The sequence below is a fragment of the Parabacteroides goldsteinii genome (assembly GCF_020091425.1).
GTDB classification, from domain to species: Bacteria; Bacteroidota; Bacteroidia; order Bacteroidales; family Tannerellaceae; genus Parabacteroides; species Parabacteroides goldsteinii.
Genome location: NZ_CP081906.1, coordinates 4,555,469 through 4,580,195 on the forward strand (window position 1 = coordinate 4,555,469; position 24,727 = coordinate 4,580,195).

Annotated in this window: 17 protein-coding genes; 10 read left to right on the plus strand and 7 right to left on the minus strand. The window is 39.6% G+C overall.

What is annotated here, in order from left to right; genetic code table 11:
• Window positions 1–2,421, plus strand: a complete 2,421-nt coding sequence (locus tag K6V26_RS19405) for an ABC transporter permease (protein ID WP_224263606.1) — start codon at window positions 1–3, stop codon at window positions 2,419–2,421.
• Window positions 2,422–2,611: 190 nt separating this feature from the next.
• On the opposite strand, the gene K6V26_RS19410 is transcribed toward K6V26_RS19405, so the two are convergent.
• Together K6V26_RS19410 and fsa are read right to left on the minus strand one after the other, a co-directional pair.
• Window positions 2,612–3,532, minus strand: coding sequence for an Rpn family recombination-promoting nuclease/putative transposase (locus tag K6V26_RS19410; protein WP_129697450.1), 921 nt, complete (start codon window positions 3,530–3,532; stop codon window positions 2,612–2,614).
• Between the two features lie 314 nt (window positions 3,533–3,846).
• Complete coding sequence (fsa, locus tag K6V26_RS19415) at window positions 3,847–4,503, minus strand: fructose-6-phosphate aldolase (RefSeq protein ID WP_046145530.1); 657 nt, start codon at window positions 4,501–4,503, stop codon at window positions 3,847–3,849.
• Between the two features lie 414 nt (window positions 4,504–4,917).
• Here fsa and K6V26_RS19420 point away from each other — a divergent pair, with 414 nt between their 5' ends.
• From K6V26_RS19420 to K6V26_RS19445, 6 genes are all read left to right on the plus strand, one after another.
• A complete protein-coding gene (locus K6V26_RS19420; RefSeq protein ID WP_016213076.1) occupies window positions 4,918–5,466 on the plus strand; it encodes an RNA polymerase sigma-70 factor in 549 nt (182 codons plus the stop codon).
• 26 nt (window positions 5,467–5,492) lie between these two features.
• Window positions 5,493–6,662, plus strand: a complete 1,170-nt coding sequence (locus tag K6V26_RS19425) for a FecR family protein (protein ID WP_010801584.1) — start codon at window positions 5,493–5,495, stop codon at window positions 6,660–6,662.
• 104 nt (window positions 6,663–6,766) lie between these two features.
• Window positions 6,767–10,210 (plus strand): TonB-dependent receptor, encoded by a 3,444-nt coding sequence (locus tag K6V26_RS19430; RefSeq protein ID WP_224263607.1) that lies wholly within the window; start codon window positions 6,767–6,769, stop codon window positions 10,208–10,210.
• A gap of 20 nt (window positions 10,211–10,230) precedes the next feature.
• Window positions 10,231–12,144, plus strand: a complete 1,914-nt coding sequence (locus K6V26_RS19435; protein ID WP_224263608.1) for a RagB/SusD family nutrient uptake outer membrane protein — start codon at window positions 10,231–10,233, stop codon at window positions 12,142–12,144.
• Window positions 12,145–12,289: 145 nt separating this feature from the next.
• Window positions 12,290–12,970, plus strand: coding sequence for a LamG domain-containing protein (locus K6V26_RS19440; RefSeq protein WP_224263609.1), 681 nt, complete (start codon window positions 12,290–12,292; stop codon window positions 12,968–12,970).
• A 9-nt stretch (window positions 12,971–12,979) separates the two neighbouring features.
• Window positions 12,980–15,511, plus strand: coding sequence for a glycosyl hydrolase family 95 catalytic domain-containing protein (locus K6V26_RS19445; RefSeq protein ID WP_224263610.1), 2,532 nt, complete (start codon window positions 12,980–12,982; stop codon window positions 15,509–15,511).
• A 90-nt stretch (window positions 15,512–15,601) separates the two neighbouring features.
• Here the strand turns inward: K6V26_RS19445 and K6V26_RS19450 are convergent, their stop codons facing one another.
• The 4 genes from K6V26_RS19450 to K6V26_RS19465 form a co-directional block, all read right to left on the minus strand.
• Entirely contained in the window at window positions 15,602–16,867 is a 1,266-nt protein-coding gene (locus K6V26_RS19450) for an LVIVD repeat-containing protein (protein WP_224263611.1), read from the minus strand.
• 41 nt (window positions 16,868–16,908) lie between these two features.
• Entirely contained in the window at window positions 16,909–18,198 is a 1,290-nt protein-coding gene (locus K6V26_RS19455) for a porin family protein (RefSeq protein WP_224263612.1), read from the minus strand.
• Entirely contained in the window at window positions 18,182–18,730 is a 549-nt protein-coding gene (locus K6V26_RS19460; RefSeq protein WP_224263613.1) for an RNA polymerase sigma factor, read from the minus strand. The genes K6V26_RS19455 and K6V26_RS19460 overlap by 17 nt, the downstream gene beginning before the upstream one ends.
• A gap of 85 nt (window positions 18,731–18,815) precedes the next feature.
• On the minus strand, window positions 18,816–20,201 hold the full coding sequence (locus K6V26_RS19465; protein WP_044215208.1) for a S41 family peptidase: 1,386 nt from the start codon (window positions 20,199–20,201) through the stop codon (window positions 18,816–18,818).
• Between the two features lie 177 nt (window positions 20,202–20,378).
• On the opposite strand from K6V26_RS19465, the gene K6V26_RS19470 reads away from it, so the two are divergent.
• A complete protein-coding gene (locus K6V26_RS19470) occupies window positions 20,379–21,203 on the plus strand; it encodes a hypothetical protein (RefSeq protein WP_007655524.1) in 825 nt (274 codons plus the stop codon).
• An 8-nt stretch (window positions 21,204–21,211) separates the two neighbouring features.
• On the opposite strand, the gene K6V26_RS19475 is transcribed toward K6V26_RS19470, so the two are convergent.
• On the minus strand, window positions 21,212–21,952 hold the full coding sequence (locus K6V26_RS19475; protein WP_007655535.1) for an SDR family NAD(P)-dependent oxidoreductase: 741 nt from the start codon (window positions 21,950–21,952) through the stop codon (window positions 21,212–21,214).
• 145 nt (window positions 21,953–22,097) lie between these two features.
• On the opposite strand from K6V26_RS19475, the gene K6V26_RS19480 reads away from it, so the two are divergent.
• Together K6V26_RS19480 and K6V26_RS19485 are read left to right on the plus strand one after the other, a co-directional pair.
• Window positions 22,098–23,141 carry an endonuclease/exonuclease/phosphatase family protein gene (locus K6V26_RS19480; RefSeq protein ID WP_224263614.1) on the plus strand — a complete coding sequence of 348 codons (1,044 nt, stop codon included), beginning with the start codon at window positions 22,098–22,100 and terminating at the stop codon, window positions 23,139–23,141.
• Between the two features lie 2 nt (window positions 23,142–23,143).
• Entirely contained in the window at window positions 23,144–24,721 is a 1,578-nt protein-coding gene (locus K6V26_RS19485) for a DUF6057 family protein (protein WP_224263615.1), read from the plus strand.
• The last annotated feature ends 6 nt before the right edge of the window (window positions 24,722–24,727 follow it).

Sequence of the window (24,727 nt, forward strand, 5' to 3'; positions counted from 1 at the left end):
ATGAATTACAAAATGAAAGCAATCGCATTCAAACTCGTCCTGCGAAGCTGGTGGCGGAACAAGACATTTTCAATCATATCGATCGTCAGCCTGGCAATCGGCATTGCCTGCACGAACTTGCTGGCTATTTTCGTTATCCATGAGTATAACCTGGAGGCGGATAATCCTCACCGGGAGACTATTTATATGATGGACCAGGATTCGCCGATCCAACCGGGTGAACGGGTTTGTTTCACTGCCGGTGGTATTGCAGCCGAGATTAAAGAAAAATACCCGGAGATTATAGATCATGTATGCCTTAATAATATCGGAATGGATTACATAAAAGTAAACAATACCCGTTTCGACCCCATCATTATAATGACAACAGAAGCCTCGTTTCCCCATTTCTTCCCTTATAAGGTATTGTATGGAGATTTGAACGAAGTGCTGACACAACCGAACAAGATCGCCTTATCGGAAAAATGCGCCCAAAAGTATTTCGGCAAAGAGAATCCGATCGGCCAAACAATCATAACCGGTGAAAATAATGTAACGACCCGTGTACGGGAGGATGGTACGATTGAAGAGGGAAAGAATGAAACCACCTATCAGATTGCCGCTGTGCTGAAATCGCGTAAACAATCTTATATCGACTTCGATGCCGTAATCGGAAATGACGGGCCAATCCCTGGAGGAGTATGTCTGTTTATGACCAACCGCCCGATCGATACGAAAAAGTTTGCCGAACAAATCCATAAAGACGGCATACAAACCTTTGTTCCTGACGGAAAATACCGTCTGTACACTCTACAAGAGAGTTATTTCAAAAAATACACACAGGAAAGTTACTTCTTCATGAACAGCCGTCAAAAGACATTACTTTACGTCGGGCTGATCTCAGCCATTCTTATCCTGCTAATTGCCTGTTTCAATTATATCAATCTCAACTTCTCCCGCCTATTGCAACAAGTGCGGATGATCCATACGGAAAAACTGATGGGAGCGACAAAAAACAATATAAACCACCAGCTATTTATCGATACATTCCTGACCGTCATTGTATCCTTCCTGTTATCTTTGCTGATAACACACGATCTGATCCCGATATTCAATTCGATCACTTCCGGAAAGATAGAGACTTCTTTTTTCTTTAACAGACAGGCATTACCTGTTATTACAGTGTTCATACTCCTGTTATCGATCATTCCTTCTGTTTATATCAGCCGGAAAATATCCAAACTATCGGCCTCCGGCTATCGCGAGTTTTTCACCGGAAACAAGAAAAGAAGGATCGTAACGGCTCTTTCGATTGCCCAATATACAGTCTCTATCGGGCTGATCATCGCAACACTTACAGTAAACAACCAACTTCATTTTATACAAAACAAAGCGGAAGGATATCACGGATTAATCGAGGTGGGCAATTGGGGAGCAGACAATTCCTACTTACCGGCTTTTGCACACGAAATAAGAAAAATACCCAGCGTAAAAAATGTAACACTTACAGGTGGTCCTTTACTAAACATGGGGATAGCTCCCGTGAATATCAAAAACCAGGATGGAAGTGAAAGCCATTATATGAAAGCGCAATACATGGGAGGACGTGATTTCCTGAGAACATTAAAAATCGACATCATACAGGGAGTTGAGCCGGATAAGGCGCTCGAACAATTCCAAAGTCCGGCCTATATCACCCGGAAATATGCAGACCTACTGATTCCGCTGGGAGAAAATCCGTTCGGCCAGCAACTAAGTAAATACGACAAAGACTTTAAAGAATATGAAAAAAACAGCAACAACCCTAAAGTGGTCGTTGCAGGTATTGTCGAGAACATGTTTGCCAATTCACTCGAAGAAGATGTTTTTCCCAGTATCATTTACATCGGCCAGGATGATGATAAACGATATGCTTTTGCAGAGATCAAAGTGGGCAAAGAACGTCAGCAAACAATGGCTGCTATTAAAGAAGTATGGGAAAGGATGAATCCGGGTAAATATTTTACTTTCCAGGATGTCTATAAAGAGTTCATGCAACGCAACAGCAGGACAACCGAACTGGCGGAATTAATGATCATGTACTCGCTGATCAGTATTTTCCTGACTTGTTTCGGGTTGTTCGGTATGGCTTTGTATGCAACGGAACAACGCACCAAAGAAATTGGCATCCGGAAAGTAAACGGTTCCAGCACATTAAGGATTATGTTTTTACTGAATAAACAGTTTGTCGGCTGGATCGGGATAGCCTTTGTCATTGCCGTTCCTGTTTCATGGCTTTTCCTCAACCAATGGCTGGAACACTTTGCCTATCATACGGAAATATCCGTCTTCCACTTTCTGCTCGGTGGGATCAGTGTACTTTTTATAACACTGCTCACAGTCAGCTGGCATACTTACAAAGCGGCTTCGAGCAATCCTGTCAAAGTTTTAAGAAGTGAATAACAACTAAGCTCAAAGGCTACTTACTTTAAGGACAAAAGCTATAGCTTCTAATCTCGAAAGCTATAGCTTTTGCATCATACCACCTCGGTGACGTTTCATCATCACCGGGATGGTATCCGAATATCATCGGGATCATATTTTAATGCGAACTATTAAGACATAAATCATGTTCGCATCTATCCAGTAACTCTTAAAGTCGTTCAATCTCTTCTATTGACAAACCGGTACATTGTACAATGATAAGTGGATCAATACCTGACTTTTTCATGTTGGCAGCAATAAGGCGTTTACCCTTCGCTTCTCCTTCGGCAAGACCTTCGGCTCTTCCTTCAGCAATACCTTCAGCTTTTCCTTTGACAATACCTTCAGCCCTTCCTTCAGCCCTTCCTTCGGCAAGCCCTTCACGTCTTGCACTATTATAAAGAGTTTTTTCAACACTGATACCATCCCAGAAATGCTCGTAACCGGCTAACTCCTCGTCTGTAAAGGCTGATTCTTCCAACACTGTCAGAGCTTTCGATATTTCAGGGGCTTCCAGTAATTCATGAGGGACGACACGCGTCGATTCACCTATCTCAGTCAGAAAACGGAGCCAAAGGACATGCATACGTTTCTCACTATAGGTATGGGGAGTAAACTTAGGCAGCTCGACAAAAATCAATTGCAAACCGTCGATGATATGATCCGTATGCTCCACATGCACCATTGCATAATGATGGTAATAACCATCCAGAGCCGGTTCGAAAACCTCGTTCACCAGGTTGAGCGAATAAACCGGCTGCAACAATTCGTAGCCTTCGCCTGCATCTAACTGACGCACATAAGCTTTTGAGGCATTGAAAAGAACTCGCTCGCGAAACTCCGGCGACCAAAGCATCTGCATCTCTACCAAAAACTGACGCCCTTTCACATCGCAGCAACGAACGTCTACAATACTGAATTTACGCAAGGGATTGTCCGGCACCATCTCGGAAGGGAGGTATTCGATCTCTCTAATCTCCTCACCCGCTTTCAGGGGCAACAAGGCATTGAGTAAACTGATCACCAGATCGGGATGTTCGCCAAAAATACGTTTAAACGTAAGATCTGCTCTTGGATTTAAATACTTCATAGTTAATTCTTTTAAGTTGATATGCAAAGATAAGTATTCTTCAATGAAATAAAGAATTCCATCCTCTTTATTTTTCTGAGAACATGACAATTCATAAACATCCCGATCCTACCGCCGAATCCGTTTTCTATGTTTTTATTACAACCGGGAGAAAAACCCAACAAATGTTAACTATGACAAACTCGAGGTCGAAAGTAGGTACTTTTTTACCCCGGTTGTAAGCCATTTCCGTCCTAACACACTAATAATCAGCCGTGACAAACTTTTTGCTGCCCCCCTATAAAACAAAGAAAATATAATTTGTCACCGACGGCCTATCCGTTCACCTTTTTATAGTCGGCTAGAAAGGTTGCCAGTCCGCTATCGGTAAGCGGGTGTTTCAACAAACCTTTGATAGCAGCCAACGGGCAAGTTGCCACATCGGCTCCCGCCTCGATACATTGGATAATATGTTGTGTGCTACGGATAGAAGCAGCAAGCACCTCCGTTTCATAACCATAATAGGTATACATCTCTACTATTTTTGCGACCAGTTCAATACCGTCACTGGATATATCGTCCAGACGTCCGACAAACGGAGAGACATAGGTAGCCCCGGCCTTTGCCGCCAAAAGGGCCTGACCGCGGGAAAAGACCAACGTACAGTTCGTACGGATTCCTTTATCTGTAAAATATTTGATTGCCTTAATTCCAGCTTCAATGCAAGGAACTTTTACTACGATATGCGGATTCAGGGCAGCCAGTTCCTCCCCTTCTTTGATCATTCCTTCATAATCGGTAGAGATCACCTCGGCACTCACATCACCATCCACGATCTCGCAAATCTTTAAATAATGTGCCCGTTGGTTTTCCACTCCTTTAATTCCTTCTTTGGCCATCAATGACGGATTGGTCGTCACACCATCCAACACGCCCAAATCATTCGCTTCCCGGATCTGATCCAGGTTCGCTGTGTCTATAAAAAATTTCATCGCCTTATGTATTTAATTAGTTCCTATTTAAGTAACATATATATGGACAGATAGTTTATTATCAATAAGACTGTTCTTCTTAAGACTAGATACAGCAATAGTCAATAGTTCATCACAAACACTCAATGTTCATGAAAATTCGAATTAGTTCTGCTAGAACTACACTACAAAGAATGCAAATATAGCCTTTTTTTAAAATAAGAGGTTAAATGCTGAAAAAATGCTGGAACAATCACTTCATAACTGTTAATTATTGTATACAAAGTTGGGTTGTAAACAACAAACTTTCCTACTATAGACCTTTTTATTAGGCAACAATCAGATAAAACCTCTAAAAAGTACATAAGTTCTAGCAGAACTAATATAAAATCAAATGAGGTATACGAACGTAAAAACAAAGATACTACGACACTTATGATAATAGCGGATAAACAGATTTTCGAAAAATTATTTCGGGACTATTATTCTCTTTTATGCAATTATGCAGGTCGATTTATTACAGACTACCAAGTAAGAGAAGACATTGTCCAGAATTATTTTATCTCCATTTGGGAAAAGAAACATCTGTCCGTTACAGAAGAAACTTTCTTGCCTTATGCCTACCGCTCAATCAGAAATAGTTGTATTAATTATTATAAATCAGAAATTTTTAAAGAAGAGTTCTTGGCTAATCTGGTTGAAGAATGGAAAGAACAACTAAATGAAGAAGAAGATTTCATCTATCAGAAAGAGGTGAGAGACGCTCTACAGAAATTACCGAAAAAATGCCGAAAAGTATTTCTTTTAAGATGCTTAACAGGACTGAAATACAAAGAAATAGCAGAGATAACCGGAATCTCGACCAATACAGTCAAATATCACTTGGGGGAAGCATTCCGTATCATGAAAGAGGAGTTGAAGCATCTCATATTTATTTTTTTTCTATTTTTTTCTGAATTCACCTACCCATTTTGGCCTCCCTGATTGTAATAAATACAAAAGGATAGAAAATGAGTATTGAAACAATATATCAAATCATATATGCCGTACTCGCTGACGAGGCAACGGATAAAGAACACCATATCTTTACGGAATGGTTGAATGCATCTGAAGCAAACCGGAAAGAATATACCAAGCTCAAACGGTTATATCAGGTAACTTCCCATACAGTTAAAGAAAAAACGTTCGATACAGATTCTGCTTGGTTAAAAGTCAGTCAACATACAATCAACAAGAAAAAAGCATTCCATTTCCCTATATGGACACGCTATGCAGCAATGATAACTGTTATAATCTCAATTAGCCTATTTTTCTTTCCCAGATCTCCTCAGATTGCGATTGTCAGTGAAATAAAAATGGAAGAATTCGATGAACCTACACTATTACTGGGTGATGGAGAAAAAATTGCACTTACAGAAGAATCCTTTTCCAGACAGGACCAACAAGTGGTAATCAAGAACGATGCAAGAAATAAACTTACGTATGAAACATATCAATCAAAAACAAAAGAAATAACCATAAAAAACAATCTTTTAATAATTCCTAAAGGAAAAACATATCAACTTCAGCTTTCGGATGGAACCCGAATCTGGCTAAATTCAGAAACAGAACTAACCTATCCAAGCCAGTTTATAGGAAATAAACGAGAAGTTAGTCTCATAGGAGAAGCTTTTTTTAAAGTAGCAAAAAACGATAGCAAACCTTTCATAGTAAAAGTAAATGGGGCAGATATTAAAGTCTTAGGAACCTCATTTAATGTATCATGTTACACAAATGATAAAACAATAAGTACAACCTTAGTTGAAGGTTCTGTTGCAGTAAAACCGGAAAAAGAGAAACAACAAACAATCATTCCTTCGGAACAACTCACTTACAACACCGAAAACCATCAAACAACAATACAAACTGTTAACACAGAAATATTTACATCATGGATTAACGGTAGATACATTTTCAAGAATACAACTCTGGAAGAAATTATGGAGAAGCTTCAACGTTGGTATGATTTCTCTGTCAATTACGAAGATGAAAATTTGAAAAACAACCGTTATTCATTAATCGCAGAAAGAAATACCGAACTTGATAAAATATTAGAAATCATAAGCTACACATCAGACATCAAGCTTGAAAGGGTAAACAATAGTATTAACATAAAAAAGAGGAAGGAGGAAAAATTATGAAATAACACCATGAAAAAACAGAGGCAGTATGGATCAGATACTACCTCCGTACAGATTAATCAGAAACAAATTCATTTTTTATTTAACCTGCTAAATGCAAAGTTATGAAAATTAAACATTCAATAGGATCCTTTATTCTACAAAAAGTATTAAAAAGGGATTCCTACCGTAAAACATTTCTATGTTTATTCCTTGGAACGGCCCTAAATCTATCAGCCGGTACCATTTTCGAACAAAAGTTCACTTTAAATCTATCTTTCAAAAATACAAAGATCGAACAAGTGCTGGATGCTATATCCAAACAATCAGGAATTAAAATAGCTTACAGCAACAGAGAAGTAACCACAAATAAAAATGTGTCTGTAAATATACAGACTTCAGACATAGAAGAAGCCCTTCTTGCTGTTCTGGGAGATGGATATACTTTTAAACAAATTGACGACTACATTGCGATTGCTAAAAATGAAAATACCCAAAAAGCAAACACACTTACCGTAGTACAGCAAAAAAAACAATCCGTCTCCGGTTTATTGACTGACGCCGATGGCAATCCGGTGATCGGAGCAACTGTTTCAATCAAAGGTACAACTCAAGGTGTTACAACTGATATAGATGGTAAATATACACTCAATAATGTGAACGAAGGTGATATTATCGAGTATCGATACATTGGTTACAACACGGAAGAGAAAATTTATAAAGGAGAAAAAAACATCAACATTCGTATGATGGAAACTTCAGTTGGCTTGGAAGACGTTGTTGTGATCGGTTATGGACAGCAGAAAAAAGAAAGTGTTGTTTCCTCTTTAAATACTATTTCTTCCAAAGAGTTGTCAATGCCTACACGAAGTCTTACCAATAACCTGGCAGGACAGATTGCAGGTGTATTAGCAGTACAGCGTTCGGGAGAACCGGGAAAAGATAATTCCGAATTTTGGATTCGTGGCGTCAGCTCCTTCGCTGGTGGAACCAATCCTCTGGTATTAGTCGATGGAGTCCCCAGGAGCATGAATGATATTACTGTTGATGAGATCGAATCGTTCACTGTATTGAAAGATGCTTCTGCCACTGCTGTCTATGGTGCGGAAGGTGCAAACGGTGTTGTTTTGATTACAACCAAACGCGGTACAAGTTCCAAGCCAACATTAGATGTAAGAGCAGAATTCAGTGTTGCAAAACCAACAAGGCTGCCTCAAATGCTAAGATCGTACGATTATTTATCACTGTTCAATGATGCAACTTGGGAATCCAGAGGAAATCCAACAAACTTTACTGCTCCATATCCAGAAAATATCATGGAACTATATCGTACAGGAGCCGATCCGGATTTATACCCTGATGCTGATTTTTTAAGTCTACTACAAGACAACACCATGAATGAACGTGTTACATTAAATTTGCGGGGGGGTGGAGAAAGAGTGAAATATTTCGTATCTGGTGCATTTTATCATGAAAATGGTATATTTGATTCAAAAGCTATTGATAAATATAATGCTAATATTGGTTTAAGCCGTTATAACATTCGCTCCAATATTGACATCGCAGTGACAAAAACTACCGATCTGACCATAGACATGAGTGGACAATATGTAGACTCCAGTTATCCGGGAAAAAGTTCGGATGTCATTTTCGGTCGTATGTTTGCTTATGCACCTCACCTTTTCCCGCTTATTTTTTCTGATGGCACATTTTCCGAACCATCTATTTATAATGGAGAAGACGGAAATCCATATAATTTCCTGAATGAATCTGGTTACCAAAAACAATGGAATGCTTATATCCAATCTAAAATATCTTTAAATCAAAAACTGGATTTTATTACCCAAGGTTTAAGCTTAAAATTATCCGGGAGTTTTGATGCCGATTATTTTTCTATAACGAAGCGTACTAAAACACCTACAAGTTACAGAATGATATTAAACGAAAACGGCGAAAAAGAATATATTCAGGTAAATGAAGGATCTCCGGATCTAACCGACCACCAAAAAGGAGATAACGGAGGTGAAAAACGTATCTATTTGGAAGGTTCTTTAAATTATAAACGCATTTTCAATGATGTACATGACATCTCCGGACTTTTGCTTTACATGCAAAAAGAAAGACAAACCCAAGGTAGCGGTTTACCTTATAAAAAACAGAGTGTCGTAGCTCGTGTTTCTTACGGTTATGATAGCCGTTATATGGTAGAAGGAAGTTTTGGATTAACAGGTAGTGAAAACTTTGCAAAAGGACATCGTTATGGCATCTTTCCAGCCGTCGGTTTAGCTTGGTACATCAGTAATGAGAAATTTATGGAAACAACTGAAGATATCATTAACAAACTCAAACTACGTGCTTCTTACGGTATTACCGGTAATGACGATGTCGGCGGAACCCGATTCCCTTACCGAGGATCTTTGAACAACGGTGGTGATGGCTACTCTTTCGGTTTTAATGTCGGAGCAAATGGCGGAGGCACGAATAATCCTGGCAAAGGTATCATCGAAGGTACTTTTTCTGCACCTTATCTATCATGGGAGGTGGAAGAAAAGAAAAACATAGGTATAGATATGGGATTGTTACGAGGCAGAGTGGATATGAGTATCGATTTCTTTAAAAACGATCGCCGGGATATCTTGATGCAACGAAAAACAGTAAGTAACGTAACCGGATTCAGACAAAGTCCATGGCAAAATTTCGGAAAGGTAACTAACAAAGGCTTTGATGGAAATATCGTTATAAAACAAAGCATTCAAGAAGTCAACTTGTCTTTCAGAGGAAATCTCACATACGCAACCAATAAAATCACAGAATATGATGAAGTCAGCCCTCGTTATGAATATCAAAGATATACTGGACACAGTCTAAATACTCCATATTTATATATTGCAGACGGCTTGTATACAAATGATGATTTCAATATCACAGAGAATCAAACGGATGGCAGTAAAAATTATACATTAAAAGAAGGATTACCCATACCTAGCGCCGGTGTTTCCCCGGGTGATATTAAATATCGCGATTTAAACGGAGACGGAAAAATAGACAGTTATGATCAAACTTACAATCATAATGTGTATGCGGCTAATCCAGAATGGGTATACGGATTCGGACTCAATGCCGAATATAAAGGTTTTTATGCCGGTATATTTTTCCAGGGAGTAGCAAATACATCTATGAATGTGAGCAGCGTACTACCTTTTAGTCAAGGTCAAACCAGCGCAGCCCGTGTAGAAACTCTGAATCATTGGAGTAGCCGCAATCCTGATAATCAAAATGTATTATTACCCCGTTTACATGATAACTATTTCCAGCATAATACATATGCCAGTACATGGTGGTATAAAAATGCCAATTTTCTTCGCTTAAAGAACGTGGAATTTGGTTACGTGTTCGAAAACAAAATGTTGAACAAGATAGGGATGAAAAATGCCAGAATATATGTTCAGGGTAATAATCTGGCGGTTTGGGATAAAATTAAAATGTGGGACCCTGAATTAGGTTCTGCTGGTAGTTCTAAATACCCTCTCAATCAAACTTGGACCGTAGGTCTTGAATTTGGCTTCTAACAATTAAAACAGATACATATATGAAAAAGATAATTATTTCTATGATGATCGGTGCATGTTTGATATTTTCTGCATGTAGCGACTTTTTGGATGTTTCTGACGAACTAGCTAGTAATTTGACTATTGAACAGACCTTCAACAATGTTAAATATACCAGACGTTGGCACGCCAACATTTTTAATTGTATTTCTGAATATTCCCGTATATTCGACTCTCCTACAGGTTTTTCAAACCCATGGTATTCTTTATGCGGAGAAGGGTGTGTTAATCATAACACTGCAAAAACCGAGATGACGAACGGTTTCAATGCTAGTAACGCAGGGTTTCATAGGTTTAATACTATTTACCAATATATCAGGCAAGCTTATTTATTCCTTGATAATGCCAAGCCGATCGGTGTGGCAAGTGACCAGGAGAAATTAACGGAAGACGATATTAACCGCATGAAATCCGAAGCCAAATTTCTCATTGCTTATTCTTATTTTTCACTGTTTGAATTGTACGGTCCTGTTCCCATTGTTGAAAGTGCAATAGAATCATCCAGTACTTCTTTTGATTTTTCAAGAGCCACGGTCGATGAAATGATTAACTATATAGACGGTCTTTATCAAGAAGTATTAGACGAAAACTATTTACCTACTACGCTGAGAAGTACCAACATGACAGGTGAAGAAGTTGAAAATATGAATGAAATGGTTCGTCCGACCCGTGCTGTTGTATTAGCTATGCGAGCCAAACTATGGGTATATGCAGCCAGCAAATTATTTAACGGAGGATATAAAGAAGCATTGGATTTAACCAATGAAGACGGGACACGGCTGTTCCCTGAATATAACGCATCCAAATGGGAAACTGCAAAAAAACATCTCGAAACCTTTTTACGTTTTGCTGAAAACGAAGGTTATCAGCTTTTCCGTGTTTTCGACAAAAATAGCGGAGCAGAAAACCATAGTCAATCCGTTTATCGTTTATTTCAGGAATACAATAAGGAAATCATTTGGGCAGATACAGAAGGTTACATGCTAGATGGAAACGGCTCATTTGACAGAAGATGCCGTCCTACAGACATTATGGATGGTTGGAGCGGAGTCGGAGTTTCTCAGCAAGCAGTGGATGCATTTTTTACTAAAAATGGTCTGGATATCTTTGAAGATCAGGAACATGATGAAACCGGTTTTACTGATATCGAAAATCCTTGTGCTTACAAGAAACCACAAATTGACAAACAAATCTTTAATATGTATGTTGACAGAGAACCCCGTTTCTATCATTCTGTTACCTATCAGGGAAAAAGCTGGCACATCCAGCAGAAAGAGGGGTGGGCTGTAGACTTCTCTGTGAATGGAAACAATTCCACCAACATTGCTTGGCGTGAACATTACACAGGTTATCTTCTATACAAAAGATGTAATCAAGAATTATATCCGGCGGGATCTTATTTACAAAAATATGCACGCCCTTCCATTTTACTTCGCTTAGCTGATTTTTACCTGTATTATGCAGAAGTTTGTAATGAAATTAACCCTTCTGATCCGAACATTATCAAATATTTGGATATGGTAAGAGACAGGGCCGGTATTCCCGGATATCAGGAACTACAAAATTCTGGTAAGAAAAAAGGAGTAATCGGAAATTATGAAGCACAAGCTTATGCCATCCGCAGAGAACGTCAAGTAGAATTTTTCTCTGAAGGCCAACGCTATTTTGACATCCGCCGCTGGATGATCTGTGATGCCGGAGAAGAAGCCGATCAAACTGTATTTTATGGAATGAATGTAGATGGCGAAGCCAGTTTACCACCTTCAGACCCAAATTCATTCTTTCACCGGAAACTGATCCGTAACCACCAATGGGTTAGAGCAATGTATCTATATCCGATTCCTCACAATGAAATTGAGAAATCCCCAAGTCTAGTACAAAACCCTTTATGGTAAAATAGCTGATAAAAGATATATTTCATCACAAATATAATGTATATGAGAGAAATGTAACCTTATGTATTTAAGTACAAAGTGAAACATTTCTCTCTTTTTAATAAATGGAATCATAAGTAAAATCTCAAACAGAATATTGGTTAAAATGAATAAGATTATAATTATAAACCTGTTACTCCTTATCTACACACACAGTTACTCTCAAAAAGAGAATAACCAGAGATGGAATTTTGACAATCTGGACGGATGGGTCTATGGTCATCAAGATGACAACCCTTTAAATCAATGCGAATTAAAAAATGGTATCCTGAAAATCTATACACGGGCTCAATCCTGGGATCGAAAAAAGATTAGGACAGCAGGTAAGCAATACACATCCGGAAGATATACATGGAGAAGTTACATTCCGCAAATGGGAGAAAAAGACCAAGCGAGTGTCGGCTCATGGATCTATTGTGACGACCATCATGAACTGGATTTCGAAGTGGGATACGGGAACACAGATGTCAGGAAAAAACTGAATGCTTCGCCCGATGACATGATTGCTTACATGACATCGCAGGATTTTCCATACTCTTCCGTTCCGGTGAAGTTAAAAACAGGATGGCATATTTTCGAAATCGATTTGTCTATAAAAGAGGGTAAATATTACGCAACTTGGTACATTGACAAAGAAAAAACTCATGGAATTCAGTTGGGGTTCGGAAACGAAATTTCCTTCTACATCTTTTGCAGCGTAGAAAATCTCAAATTTATCGGAGATCAAATTCCCCAACAAGAGAACTACGGACTATTCGATTTTGTCAAATATAAATATCACAGATAATTACATTATATGGTACACAAAAATAAAATACAAAAAAATATCACATTATTTTTTTTCATACTCACAAGTCTATTCTCAAGAGCCCAGGAAAATACAACTTATGAATATCTCCAATTGAAATCCTCTCCTTTTAAGGTAGATGAAAGTTATCTTTCCAAACACGATATCGTATATTTCTCCCCTACACAACTTGAAGCTGAAGGTTTCCCTATGGGAAACGGGAATCTCGGTGGAATGATTTGGAATCATGATAACGGCATCGAATTACAAATCAATAAAAATGATTTATGGACAGATTTAATACCGGAAGAAGGAAATACTTCCGTACTCAGGCATGCAGCCCGTTTAAAAATAGATTTCGGCATTCCTGTTTTCAATTGGATACATCTTAACAACTTCGAAGGTAGATTATCATTGCAAAAAGGAGAAACTACCTATAAAGCTAAGACAGCATATTCAACAACTCATATTAATACCTGGTTAGCACATGGTAAAAATATATGGGTTCTGGAATGTGACAACCTACCTAATGAAGCTATTTTAGGAAACAATTTAATAGCGACGATTTCTCTTGAGCGGTTGGGAAGTCGTGCATTTGCCGGATGGTACGCCGGATATTTCCCAGCCAGCACAACAGTCGGAATCGGTAAAACGCAATCTTCCATCAATGATCATGATATGATTATTGAAGAAAAAGGAGATGGATTACACTTTGCGACTGTTTGCAGGATCATAAAAGAACCAACATTACCAATAACTATCAACACACATCGAATAGAACAGAAAACAAACAAAAATAAATTTACGATTTTAATAAGCGTCGTCACAAACAGAGAAAATACCCAACCTGTTATTGCAGCTAAACAATTATTAAACGAAGCTGAAGCAATAGGGATCGAGGAACTCAAAAAAGAAAAAGATCAATGGTATAAAAACTTCTGGTCCAATTCTTTTATTAAATTAGGCAATGATTATCTTGAAAATATATATTATTTACGTCGATATTTGATGGCAGCCGGTTCACAAGGTGAATTTCCTGTTGCATTTAACGGAGGTTTGTGGCGCTGGAATCGTGATGTGCTGAACTGGGTTACTCCCCACCATTGGAATACACAACAACAATATTGGGGATTATGTGCACAAAACGATTGCCAGTTAATGCTTCCCTATTTAAATACTTACTTTAAAATGATCCCTTCCGGGGAAGCTCTGGCAAAGGAGAAAGGTGCTACAAACGATGCCTTGCTAATCACTGAAGCTCATTGTTTTTCAGGAGAACAAGTGAGTAAAAACAGAGGAGACATGAAACATAACTTTACACCTACGTCTCAGATAGCCTCTCTTTTCTGGGATTATTATGCTTTTACAGGAGACAAAAAATTTCTTGAAAACAAGGCATATCCCTTTATGAAAAAAGCAGCTAACTTTTATTTGGATAAGTTGCAATGGGATGCTGAAAAAAAAGAATATTATTTACTTTCTTCCGTATACGAATCTGCCGATATCGACTATGTAAAGAACGCAATCAGCGACCGGAATTGTATTGAACAACTCTTTAAAAATTGTATTAAAACTGCATCTTTACTAAATGTCGATAAAGATAAAACAATCCGATGGGAGCATGTTTTAAAACACTTGTGGAAAAGATCATTCGAACAATTCGAAAATGGTAGCGAAGTAATTGCACCAGCGGAAGAATATTACACGGATAAACGCTATTCCGCCTGGAATTGGGGATGCGGAGGTTCAATCGCTTTTCCTGCCAATTTAATCGGTATTGATGAAAAAAATACGCGTTTAGGCAAAGCTGTAATCAATCTGGTAAAATTCAGAGATGAAGCAAATGCACATTATCCAATGCCGGAAATAGCAGCCCGAATGGGATTAGGAGATCAGGCTTTACAATACTTAATCAATGGTGTAAACATTCATCAAATGTATCCTCAAGGATTAATGCATAATGTAACTGGTTATCCTGATAATATCTACGATCTCAAATCTATTCATGATCTTCTGAATCATACTTATACGATACGCTCCCACGATTTCTTCCAGTGTGGAATGGAATCTATCAGCAATTACGGAACCACCATAAACGAAATGATACTCCAAAGCAATGAGAATAAAATCAGAGTATTTCCGGCTATACCGTCGGCATGGGATACTACCAGAATTGCTTTTACATTATTAGCCAGAGGAGCATTCATTGTATCGTCAGAAAGAGACGAACAAGCTCAAGTAACCCAAATCGGAATAAAAAGCTTAAAAGGTAATATTTGCAAAATTCAAAATCCATGGATTGATAAAGAAAATATCATTGTCCAGCAAGAAAAGAACGGAAAGAAAATAAAATACAAAATCGAAGTCGGAAACGTTATCTCTTTTGCGACTAAACCAAATACAGAATATATTATCAGAGTAAATAAGAAAAAATATACACATACTGACACTACCTATTCAGGAACTCTGAATGAGAAAGTAAAACATTCTGGTAATCGTATTTTAGGAAAACTCAGCGGATGGAATGATTCTGATAGATAACTCACTTAACAATAATAACGTCCCAATAGATAATAATCATAAAAAGGAGGTTACAAAAAACAGTCTCCTTTTTATGATTAATAATAGATTTTACTTCTTCACCGCAATATTACTCAGCAACCGGATCTCCTTCAAATCCGAATAATCATACTGGTAAATACCGTCTTCGGCAATCATCATCAATACATTATTATAAGGGATTACATCATAACCTTCCATACCGGAATAATGGGCCAGGCGGTTGGCCATCAGAGTCTGAGGGTCATTGGCATTATAGATCTTCAAACCATCGTCACAAAGGAAAAGCGTACCGTTATCGATTCCCAATCCTTTCGGTTTAGTCATTGTATAGGAAACTATCGGCTGGGGACGTTTCACGTCACTGACATTAATAATGATCAACTCATTGAAGTTTTGTCCGCAGTTATTACCAGAATGAACGGTTACATAGGCAATATCATCCTCCACCACAACCGGGTCACAGCCATATACATGAGTCAATGACGACTGATATTCAGGTTTTAACGGATCTTTTACGGAATAAATCAACATTCCGGTCGGCGTTCCCATAAACATACAATCCTTATAACTGAAAATAGTTTCCACATTCCATCCGACAGGAATCGTTTCCGCAGCTACAACAGGTTCCGCACCGGAAAGATCGAAAATGTCCATCTGATTATTCAATACAACATACAGATAATCCTTATAAAGGCCGAAACGGGACATAGAACCATTCACACCGGTGGAGCCGCCACCACTGCTACTTTCAGAAATGGCCCCCATATCATTATAATAGATTTCATCTTTATAATACTCATAGGTTTCTGTTACCTCCTCCTGTGTCCAGCCGACAACAACACCTTTCGCTCTACCTGCTTCAGAAAAAACTTCGGAATCGATTATGCCTTCCTCAATCGGTGGAAAGCTCTGGAGAAATACATTTTCCAATCGATTCTTCAACGCTGGTAAAGCAGGATTGCTGATATCGAACCACACCAGATCGACATACGAATCCGCATATAACAGATTGTTGCGTATTGCCAGGTCGGCATTCCCCATCAATTCAATAAACCCAACCGAAGCTGGCGATGACGGATTACGGTTATCAATAATATGAATTCCTTTTCCTGGCTCCGACACATACAAATAACCTTCATAAAAACAAATCTTCCCCTTTTGGGTTATCTCTTCCGGCTGAGTGGTTACTTTCACGGAAGAACGGAATACATCAGCAGACATATATACCGGTTTGTTCACTGTATAAGTGATCGTCTCCCTCACTTTCATATCATCGTTGCATCCGCAAAACAAACAGATCAACGACACACAAAACAGACTCATTAGTTTTTTCATCTTCAATACATTTAGTGGATAAATACTTATAGTTCTTTCAATTAAAAATCAAAACGAATACCTGCACCAAGTCCGATAATCACAGAATTCTCTGTCCGGATACTCGGCGGCTGGTCATTATCAAAATAATGCGAAATACGTGGTTCGAAATAAAAACTCCAATCCCTGTAAAAACGATAGGACACACCGGCAGAAGCATTCAATGACCATTGCAGGCCGTTTATGCCTTTCTTCTCAACATTATTCACCTGTTCAAACTGCCAGAACCTATTCTCCGTCTGTTTGGACCGTAACCCTTTTTCCATCATAAAGCCGCCCGACAGGTATATTTTCCATCGTGGATTTTGCCAAAGGGATACAACCAGATTGACAGGTATACCCAGATAGTGAAGTTCCAGGCGGGACTTATACTGAACTTTATCCCATGCAGACAGATTGGAAGATAAATAAGTATATACCAACCCTGCCTCCACCCCGATATAACGATTGAAATCTTTCCGAACCGTCACACCGAAAGAGAGAGGCAACGCTGCATCCACCTCTGTATATTGTTCAGGAGGCAATACATTCGAATTTTCAAACAAAGGTGGCTTGACCGGTGGAGGAGATACCTCTCCCGGATTACCCGGAGTTATACTACTCGAAGGATTATCCATATCCATTACAAGATCTCCATTACCAAGTCCTAGCGAGACATGACCACCAGTACCGAAACCGGCATTGATAGACCATCCGCCTTCCGCTGTCTTTTTCTTACCGGCAGAAGAGAAATTATATTTTTTCGATTCATAACTATACAAATCCTGTTGCTTCTGTTTCTTTTCCGGCTGCTCCTTAGTCTCCTTTGTACTTTTCTCAATATCCGGCTGCAGCACCGTTTTTTCCTGTTCCTGTATTTCCTCAACGACTTCCGTTTCCGGTACTTCATTTCCAGTTATTTGCAACGGCTTGTCAGGTCTTGCGGCAGCAATCAGTTTCTTCGCTGGTACAGACTCAGTAACAGATGGTTTCGTTTTTTCCGGAATGTTCTCCTGAGTCTCCTGATATATTTTCTCTTCATCCTGAACGGAAGCCACTGGCGGCACCACGCCGTCATAGGATCCGTCCCCTGCCCGAAAGGGTGAAAACAAAAACAGTAATGCAATGACGGCAGCAGCCACAGAGCTTCCGGCCCACCACAACCATTTCTGTCCGCGGGGCTTCATATGAGGCTCGATATCCTCCCAGCAAAGATCATCGACAGGCAACCGGTGATCTTCCAGTTTCTGCTTCATGAATTCGCTGAAATCATCCAACTGTTCTCTATGATCCGTATCACTGCGCATCTTCATGCATAATTAATGATTGAACACTTTTCTGTAACACTTTCCGCGCCCTGATAAACTGTGTTCGCGAGGTTACTTCGCTTATATGTAGCATTTCTGCTATTTCACTGTGAGAATATCCCTCTATCGCATAGAGGTTGAACACCGTCCGGTAGCCATTCGGCAAACGGGCAATACAAGCATGCAAGTCATCTGCCGACAAACGGTCTAAAGCCGACATATCGACCTCATCAGCCAAATCCCCGCAGTCATCAAAGTTTACGCTTAACCGGATTGCATCATTTTTTCGGAGATATTCAAGAGCAGTAGTAACGAACACCCTACGTACCCAACCGGGAAACGCACCAGATCCCGTATAACTTCCGATCTTTGTGAATATCTTGATAAATCCGTCCTGCAACAAGTCACGAGCTGTTTCCCTGTTATTGACATACCGCATACACACACTCATCATGGCAGGAGCATACAGCTCGTAGACTTCTTTACGAGCCCATGACTCCCCACGTTTGCATCCGGCAATTAACAGCTGTTCGTCCATAGGTAATATTACTCTCTATCTGTATGATGAAAAAGCCTCTCCTAATGTTGCAGCTATAGTGGAGAAAAATAAAAATAAATAATTATCACTCGATATATAATACCATATTATTTCTAATACTCTGTTGGGGAGAATAAAAAATATCCAAAGGAACAGGCTTTGAAGCAGAACGCACCGATTTCAATGAAGACCGACCTGTTATTTCGTAGATAGCCTCTGCCAACAAAGGTTCATTCGTTTCTCCAAAACTTACCAAGTTCCAATTAAACTCATTGATCCTTATATCAGGAGAAAAACCATCTGCATAATCAGCCTTACCTTCCTTATTATAACTACGGAATGTAACAGGTGAAAAAATCCAACCATATTTCTCCGATTCGTCATAAACACTCATCCCTACCGTTTTACCGAAAGTTTGTACACCGATCAGACGAACATTATTACCCAGATAAGGCTTCAAAGAATTGATAACAAGTTCAGAAGATGAAGCAGTATTGCTTCCTGTCAGAACGAACAACCGTTTCAAGTTGAGATTTCCAGATCGGACCTCTGATGTTTTCAAGAGAGGTATCACATTATTCTTACTTTCGTTTTTGTCATTATATTCCAGTTTACAAAATGTATCTCCCAACACACTTTCAGGAGCAAGTAAAGAGGCCAGTAACTGGGCACACCTCACATCACCACCGCCATTATACCGTAAATCGAGCACAAACTCATTTACATTCCGGCTTTTGAACTTTTCAAATAATTGTTGCAGGTAAAGATTATAACTCATATCGTCACGTCCATCCGGACCGATAGTAAAATGATTATACATCAAATAACCGATACAGCTATTACCGATAGTATAAACCGAATCTTTCAGAAAAGGGGTATCTTCCACAACACGGGATGCTCCCAACGCTATTTCTCTGGTCGGAATAATAACCTCCCTATCCTCATCATATCGTGCCAGTTGAAGAGACACACTGCCTCCGCCTCTCAATATATCATAATTTTGAATCGTGCCTTCTGCCCCATTTACACCCAGAATCCAGTCACCACGTTTCAACCCGGCTTCCTCGGCCGGTGAGTCCTTTAATACATAAAGGACAACAGCTATTTTATAAATGTTATTCCCACTTTTTAAATTTGAAGTAGCGAAATCGAATCCATACGAATCTCTATCATTAAAAATACTTTTCGTCGCTACCGCCTTTTCCAGAGTTGAATAATAATGATGGCCTTCGGGCAGGTCTTTACCGTCTTTATCTGATAATAAAGAAAGTAAGAAATCCTCCGGTTCCGCATCAAAATTCAACTTATTTTTTTCAGGAAGTTCAGAATACCAAAGATAGTTTTCTCTCATAATCCTTTCTATCCACAGATTCACATCATTATCTGTTTTTGGTCCATTGTTATCCTCTTTCTCGCAAGCTGCAAATGACAGCGAAAATAAAATAACCAGTATATAACTTTTAATTTTCATACGTAACATTCCTTTCTTTTTCTTATTAAAGGCAAAGATATGCTATATTTTCTCCTGCTAGCAGCCCCCACAAGAATTAATATGTAGTTTTTCTACTATTTTAAGTAAAAACAAGATCAATAAATATCTTATTTTAAGTAAATAATCTATCTTAGCGTCAATAAAATGATGTTGTGTATGAAGCGGGGATATTTTATAATTATAGCACTAGTGACATGTGTATGCTGTGGGCACGCACAGTCTGTTTTTGACTATGTTCTGAATGGTGATGGGAAAATGATTGCTATTCCCAAGTTTCAAAAATTCAATTTCAATATTCCTGAATTTTCCTATAAAACATATACTCCTTCTCTAAGGACGGAGTTGGAGAAGAAACTCAGGGAATTCACTCCAGACTTCCCTGAAATTCAAGATCAACGTCCGATGGATATGCAGGTTCTGTCAGCCGCCTATCGCCCATTCTTTAATCCGTTTACTCCAATGCTACGCCGCGTATCTCCAATGGCACTCGATTTTCAGGAGGCTAGTTTTACCCCGATCAGCGAAACAACCGGTCTGCTGACAGTCGGAGAACAATTTACCTGGCCAGGAGTAGGAGGACTTACAAGGGTTAGTTCATCATTAGTATGGCACCAGGACCGGTGGACACTTACAGGAGGTGCATTTGCCGGACGTTACTTCACGCCATTCAACTACAGTCCTGACTTTATGGGAGGTGTTAACGCCACTGTCAGCATCGAGGTGGTCGACTGGATGACTGTCAAAGGTTGGGGGCAATATGCTTTCTATCAGAAAGGAGAACGTACGAATCCTCATATGCTGCTGAATCCCTATTATAATCATACAAGCGTAGGAGGTGCTTTTGAATTTAAAGTAAAGGATAATTTCAGCTTCGGTGTCGGAGTAAATTATGAATATAATCCCTGGAACAAACGTATGGATCCACAGTTCCTGTTCTATCCGGCGTTTAAAGGCAAAAATATCAGGATAGGCATTAATTAACGTACCGATTATTCATAAATCATCTTCTTAGTCATCCCGCCGTCTATTACAATATTCTGGCCATTGATGAAATCATTTTCCGGGGCAGCCAGGAAAAGGCAGGCACTTGCTATATCTGAAGGACGACCCACACGTCCTGACGGATGTTGGTTATGGTCTGACCGTTTCAGCAAACGGTAATCTTCATTCTGTATCCATCCCGGACTGATACTGTTTACAGTAATATTATAATCACTGAAAGACAATGCAAGTGCATGTGTCAACGAAACAATCCCCCCTTTGGAAGCTGCATAACATTCCGAACCGGGTTCGCTTTGGAGATAACGAGTAGAAGCAATATTGATGATCCGACCGTAACGCTGTTTCCCTTCCTCATTATTCCGATGGATGGCCAATGCCCGTGAAGTTATAAACACCGGTCGCAGGTTTGTTGACAACACTTTATCGAACTGTTCAATACTCGTTTCGACCAATGGAGAGAATTCACTGATTCCCACATTATTAACAATCACATCTATATCTCCCCACATGTTGAAAAGTCTGTTGATAACTTTTTGAAGAGCTTCCGGATCACTTGCATCAGCCTGGAAGAACTGGACGAAAGTAGGTAATAGATCGCAAAGACGCGAAGCCGCTTTTTCATCTGTATCACAAAAGGCGACCCTTGCTCCCACATTACAAAATGCAGTCACAATAGCTGCACCGATCCCCTTAGCACCACCGGTGACAAATACTCTCTTACCGTCCATACTCTGTTCTGTGTTTGATTGTCTGCTGCAAAGATAACAAAAGAGTCTTGTAAAACCGTTGTAACACTAATAAATAAAAAAATCCACCCCAATTTATCCGAAATTTAATTAATTTCGCAGAGCTAAACAAAAAAGCATAAACACCATGAAAAAAGGTCTATTCACAACAGTTCTACTGTTTATGATCACTCTTTGTTTTTCGTCCTGTCAGAAAACAGAAACATTTAAAGTTCTCCAGTTTAATATCTGGCAGGAAGGAACCGTAGTAGAAAACGGATTTGATGCCGTTGCAGATGAAATAGTTCGTAGCGATGCCGATTTCGTTACATTGAGCGAGGTACGAAATTACCACAACACACGTTTCTGCGACCGTATCGTTGAAGCTCTCCAAAAACGCGGACAAACATATTATTCTTTCTACACGGAAGATTCCGGATTACTGAGCCGCTATCCCATCAGCGACAGCAGCACTGTTTATCCTTTGAACGACGACCGGGGAAGCATCTATCGCCTGGTAACGAAAAAAGGGAACCAGGAATTTGCCGTATACACTGCCCATCTGGATTACCGCAATTGCGCTTACTATGATGCCCGTGGATATGACGGTAACAATTGGAATAAAATAGAACCGGTTACGAATCTGGACTCGATTCTGGTACTGAACCGTGCATCCGTTCGTGACGATGCTATCGCCCGTTTCATCAAAGAAGCAGAAAAAGACAAGGCGGCAGGTCGCATCGTTATCCTGGGAGGTGACTTCAACGAGCCTTCTCATCTGGACTGGACGGAAGCAACTAAAGATATGCGTGACCATTATGGCCTGGTTGTTCCCTGGGATGTGTCCGTTATGCTTGAAAAAGCAGGATATAAAGACTCCTATCGCGAAAAATATCCGGATCCCGTCACTCATCCCGGATTTACCTGCCCGGCTGATTGCCCGGACATTGCCTTAAAAAAACTGGTCTGGTCACCGGAAGCCGATGATCGCGACCGTATTGACTTTATCATGTATTCACCATTCAATGGACTGAGCCTGACTGATGTAACAATTATCGGACCAAAAGGAGATATACTTCGTGGTGAACGCATTATAGAAGAAACAGTCGATCCGGTTATTGAACCGCTTGGAGTATGGCCTACCGACCATAAAGCAATTTTGGCAACTTTCCAACTTATTAGACATCTATAGAAATGAATAAAACAAATAAATACAGTTGGTTAACCTTTATACCGGTAGGCATTGCCTGTTTTTATTTTTACTTGCACACCTGCCCTTATCATTTGCTTCACAAAGAACAGACGACACTTTTTGTCTATGCCTCAGAAGTTTTATATTCTTATTTGAATAAACCCGCCGTATTATCTTGTTTGACCGGTGATTACCTGACTCAATTCTTTCGTACTCCGGTAACGGCTTCCATTTTGATGGGGGGGATTATGCTTGTATTGGGACTGATCTGTTATGCCGCATTTCGGAAATGGACAAACGGCTGGCTAGCCATCATTCCTGCTATCACTATCATGAGTTGGGAGGTGATGCGTTCTTGCGGATTGCTCTATCCTTTATCTTCCACAATATCTTTAATTGGTGGGATTGGTTTATTTCTTCTCTATGATCCTATAAAGAACAGATTTTTACGCATCGGAGCCGTTTTTTTCGAAATCGTTTTAGGATATTGGTTGTTCGGGTATGGAGTTTTTATCTTTCTGCTTTTCGTGTTGATTTCTTCCCTAATATACAAAAGGAATAGACTATGGAGTTGCCTGGCAGCCATCATAACGATTGTTTTACCTGGAATATGCAGTAAAAGTTATTTGCTCACCTACAGCCAAGCCTGCCAATATCCTGCTACCTCCTGGTGGGATACCCCTAATCCTTTATACGAACGATTGATAGGACTCGATATTGAAGCTGAGGCAGGACATTGGGACAAAGTCCGTGAATTATCTTTCCCCGAAGAACACATAAGTGCTTGCAGTTATTATTACAATTTAGCAAATGCCATCGAAAACAAACTGCCTGACAGACTGATGGATTATTACCAACCGGGAGCCGAAGGGCTGTTCATTCCTATCAGTTCCTCTTCTTCTTACCTTTCTTCATTATATGCCAATGAAGTCTGGTTCCATTTAGGTGACATGACGATGGCCGAACATGCCACGATACTCGGTATGATCTTTTCTCCTAATCACACAGGTAGCCGTATGGTAAAGCGATTGGCAGAAATCAACCTGATCAACCGAGATGAAGAAGCCGCCATGAAATATTTGCGCATTCTGTCAAAAACAAAATTTTACAGTCAATGGGCTAAAGACAGAATCCCCGGAAAAGAAAGCGACTCCGTCAAACGATGGTTAAAAGAAAAAAGGGCATTTATTCCTAAAACAGATACGATACGTACCTCCACAACCGATGTGGTCAAATCACTCCGGCTCCTACTTGCAAGTAACCCTGAAAACGAAATGGCACGCGACTACCTGCTTTGCCTGCACCTGTTGGCAAAAAACTTGCCTGCTTTTATTGAAGACTACCCGAAACAACCGGGGAAAGCCCCCAAACGGTTATATGCCGAAGCATTGATGATTGATCTTGTTCGTCACCACGCTTCTGGCAAAGAAATACAGGAGACTATTGTAGATCCTACTGTCGTACAAGATTTTAAAGAATATACTCGTTTACACCGACAATCAAAAGGAACCCCACAAGCATTGACCGGCAAATTCGGGAAAACCTACTGGTTCTATTATCATTTTGCACAAAACCAATAAAAAGAA

What these genes read in the sequence shown, in the direction of transcription:
- K6V26_RS19405 (WP_224263606.1), top strand. Translation starts at nt 1, where the DNA reads ATGAATTACAAAATGAAAGCAATCGCATTCAAACTCGTCCTGCGAAGC.
- K6V26_RS19410 (WP_129697450.1), bottom strand. Translation starts at nt 3,532, where the DNA reads ATGAAGTATTTAAATCCAAGAGCAGATCTTACGTTTAAACGTATTTTT.
- fsa (WP_046145530.1), bottom strand. Translation starts at nt 4,503, where the DNA reads ATGAAATTTTTTATAGACACAGCGAACCTGGATCAGATCCGGGAAGCG.
- K6V26_RS19420 (WP_016213076.1), top strand. Translation starts at nt 4,918, where the DNA reads ATGATAATAGCGGATAAACAGATTTTCGAAAAATTATTTCGGGACTAT.
- K6V26_RS19425 (WP_010801584.1), top strand. Translation starts at nt 5,493, where the DNA reads ATGAGTATTGAAACAATATATCAAATCATATATGCCGTACTCGCTGAC.
- K6V26_RS19430 (WP_224263607.1), top strand. Translation starts at nt 6,767, where the DNA reads ATGAAAATTAAACATTCAATAGGATCCTTTATTCTACAAAAAGTATTA.
- K6V26_RS19435 (WP_224263608.1), top strand. Translation starts at nt 10,231, where the DNA reads ATGAAAAAGATAATTATTTCTATGATGATCGGTGCATGTTTGATATTT.
- K6V26_RS19440 (WP_224263609.1), top strand. Translation starts at nt 12,290, where the DNA reads ATGAATAAGATTATAATTATAAACCTGTTACTCCTTATCTACACACAC.
- K6V26_RS19445 (WP_224263610.1), top strand. Translation starts at nt 12,980, where the DNA reads ATGGTACACAAAAATAAAATACAAAAAAATATCACATTATTTTTTTTC.
- K6V26_RS19450 (WP_224263611.1), bottom strand. Translation starts at nt 16,867, where the DNA reads ATGAAAAAACTAATGAGTCTGTTTTGTGTGTCGTTGATCTGTTTGTTT.
- K6V26_RS19455 (WP_224263612.1), bottom strand. Translation starts at nt 18,198, where the DNA reads ATGAAGATGCGCAGTGATACGGATCATAGAGAACAGTTGGATGATTTC.
- K6V26_RS19460 (WP_224263613.1), bottom strand. Translation starts at nt 18,730, where the DNA reads ATGGACGAACAGCTGTTAATTGCCGGATGCAAACGTGGGGAGTCATGG.
- K6V26_RS19465 (WP_044215208.1), bottom strand. Translation starts at nt 20,201, where the DNA reads ATGAAAATTAAAAGTTATATACTGGTTATTTTATTTTCGCTGTCATTT.
- K6V26_RS19470 (WP_007655524.1), top strand. Translation starts at nt 20,379, where the DNA reads ATGAAGCGGGGATATTTTATAATTATAGCACTAGTGACATGTGTATGC.
- K6V26_RS19475 (WP_007655535.1), bottom strand. Translation starts at nt 21,952, where the DNA reads ATGGACGGTAAGAGAGTATTTGTCACCGGTGGTGCTAAGGGGATCGGT.
- K6V26_RS19480 (WP_224263614.1), top strand. Translation starts at nt 22,098, where the DNA reads ATGAAAAAAGGTCTATTCACAACAGTTCTACTGTTTATGATCACTCTT.
- K6V26_RS19485 (WP_224263615.1), top strand. Translation starts at nt 23,144, where the DNA reads ATGAATAAAACAAATAAATACAGTTGGTTAACCTTTATACCGGTAGGC.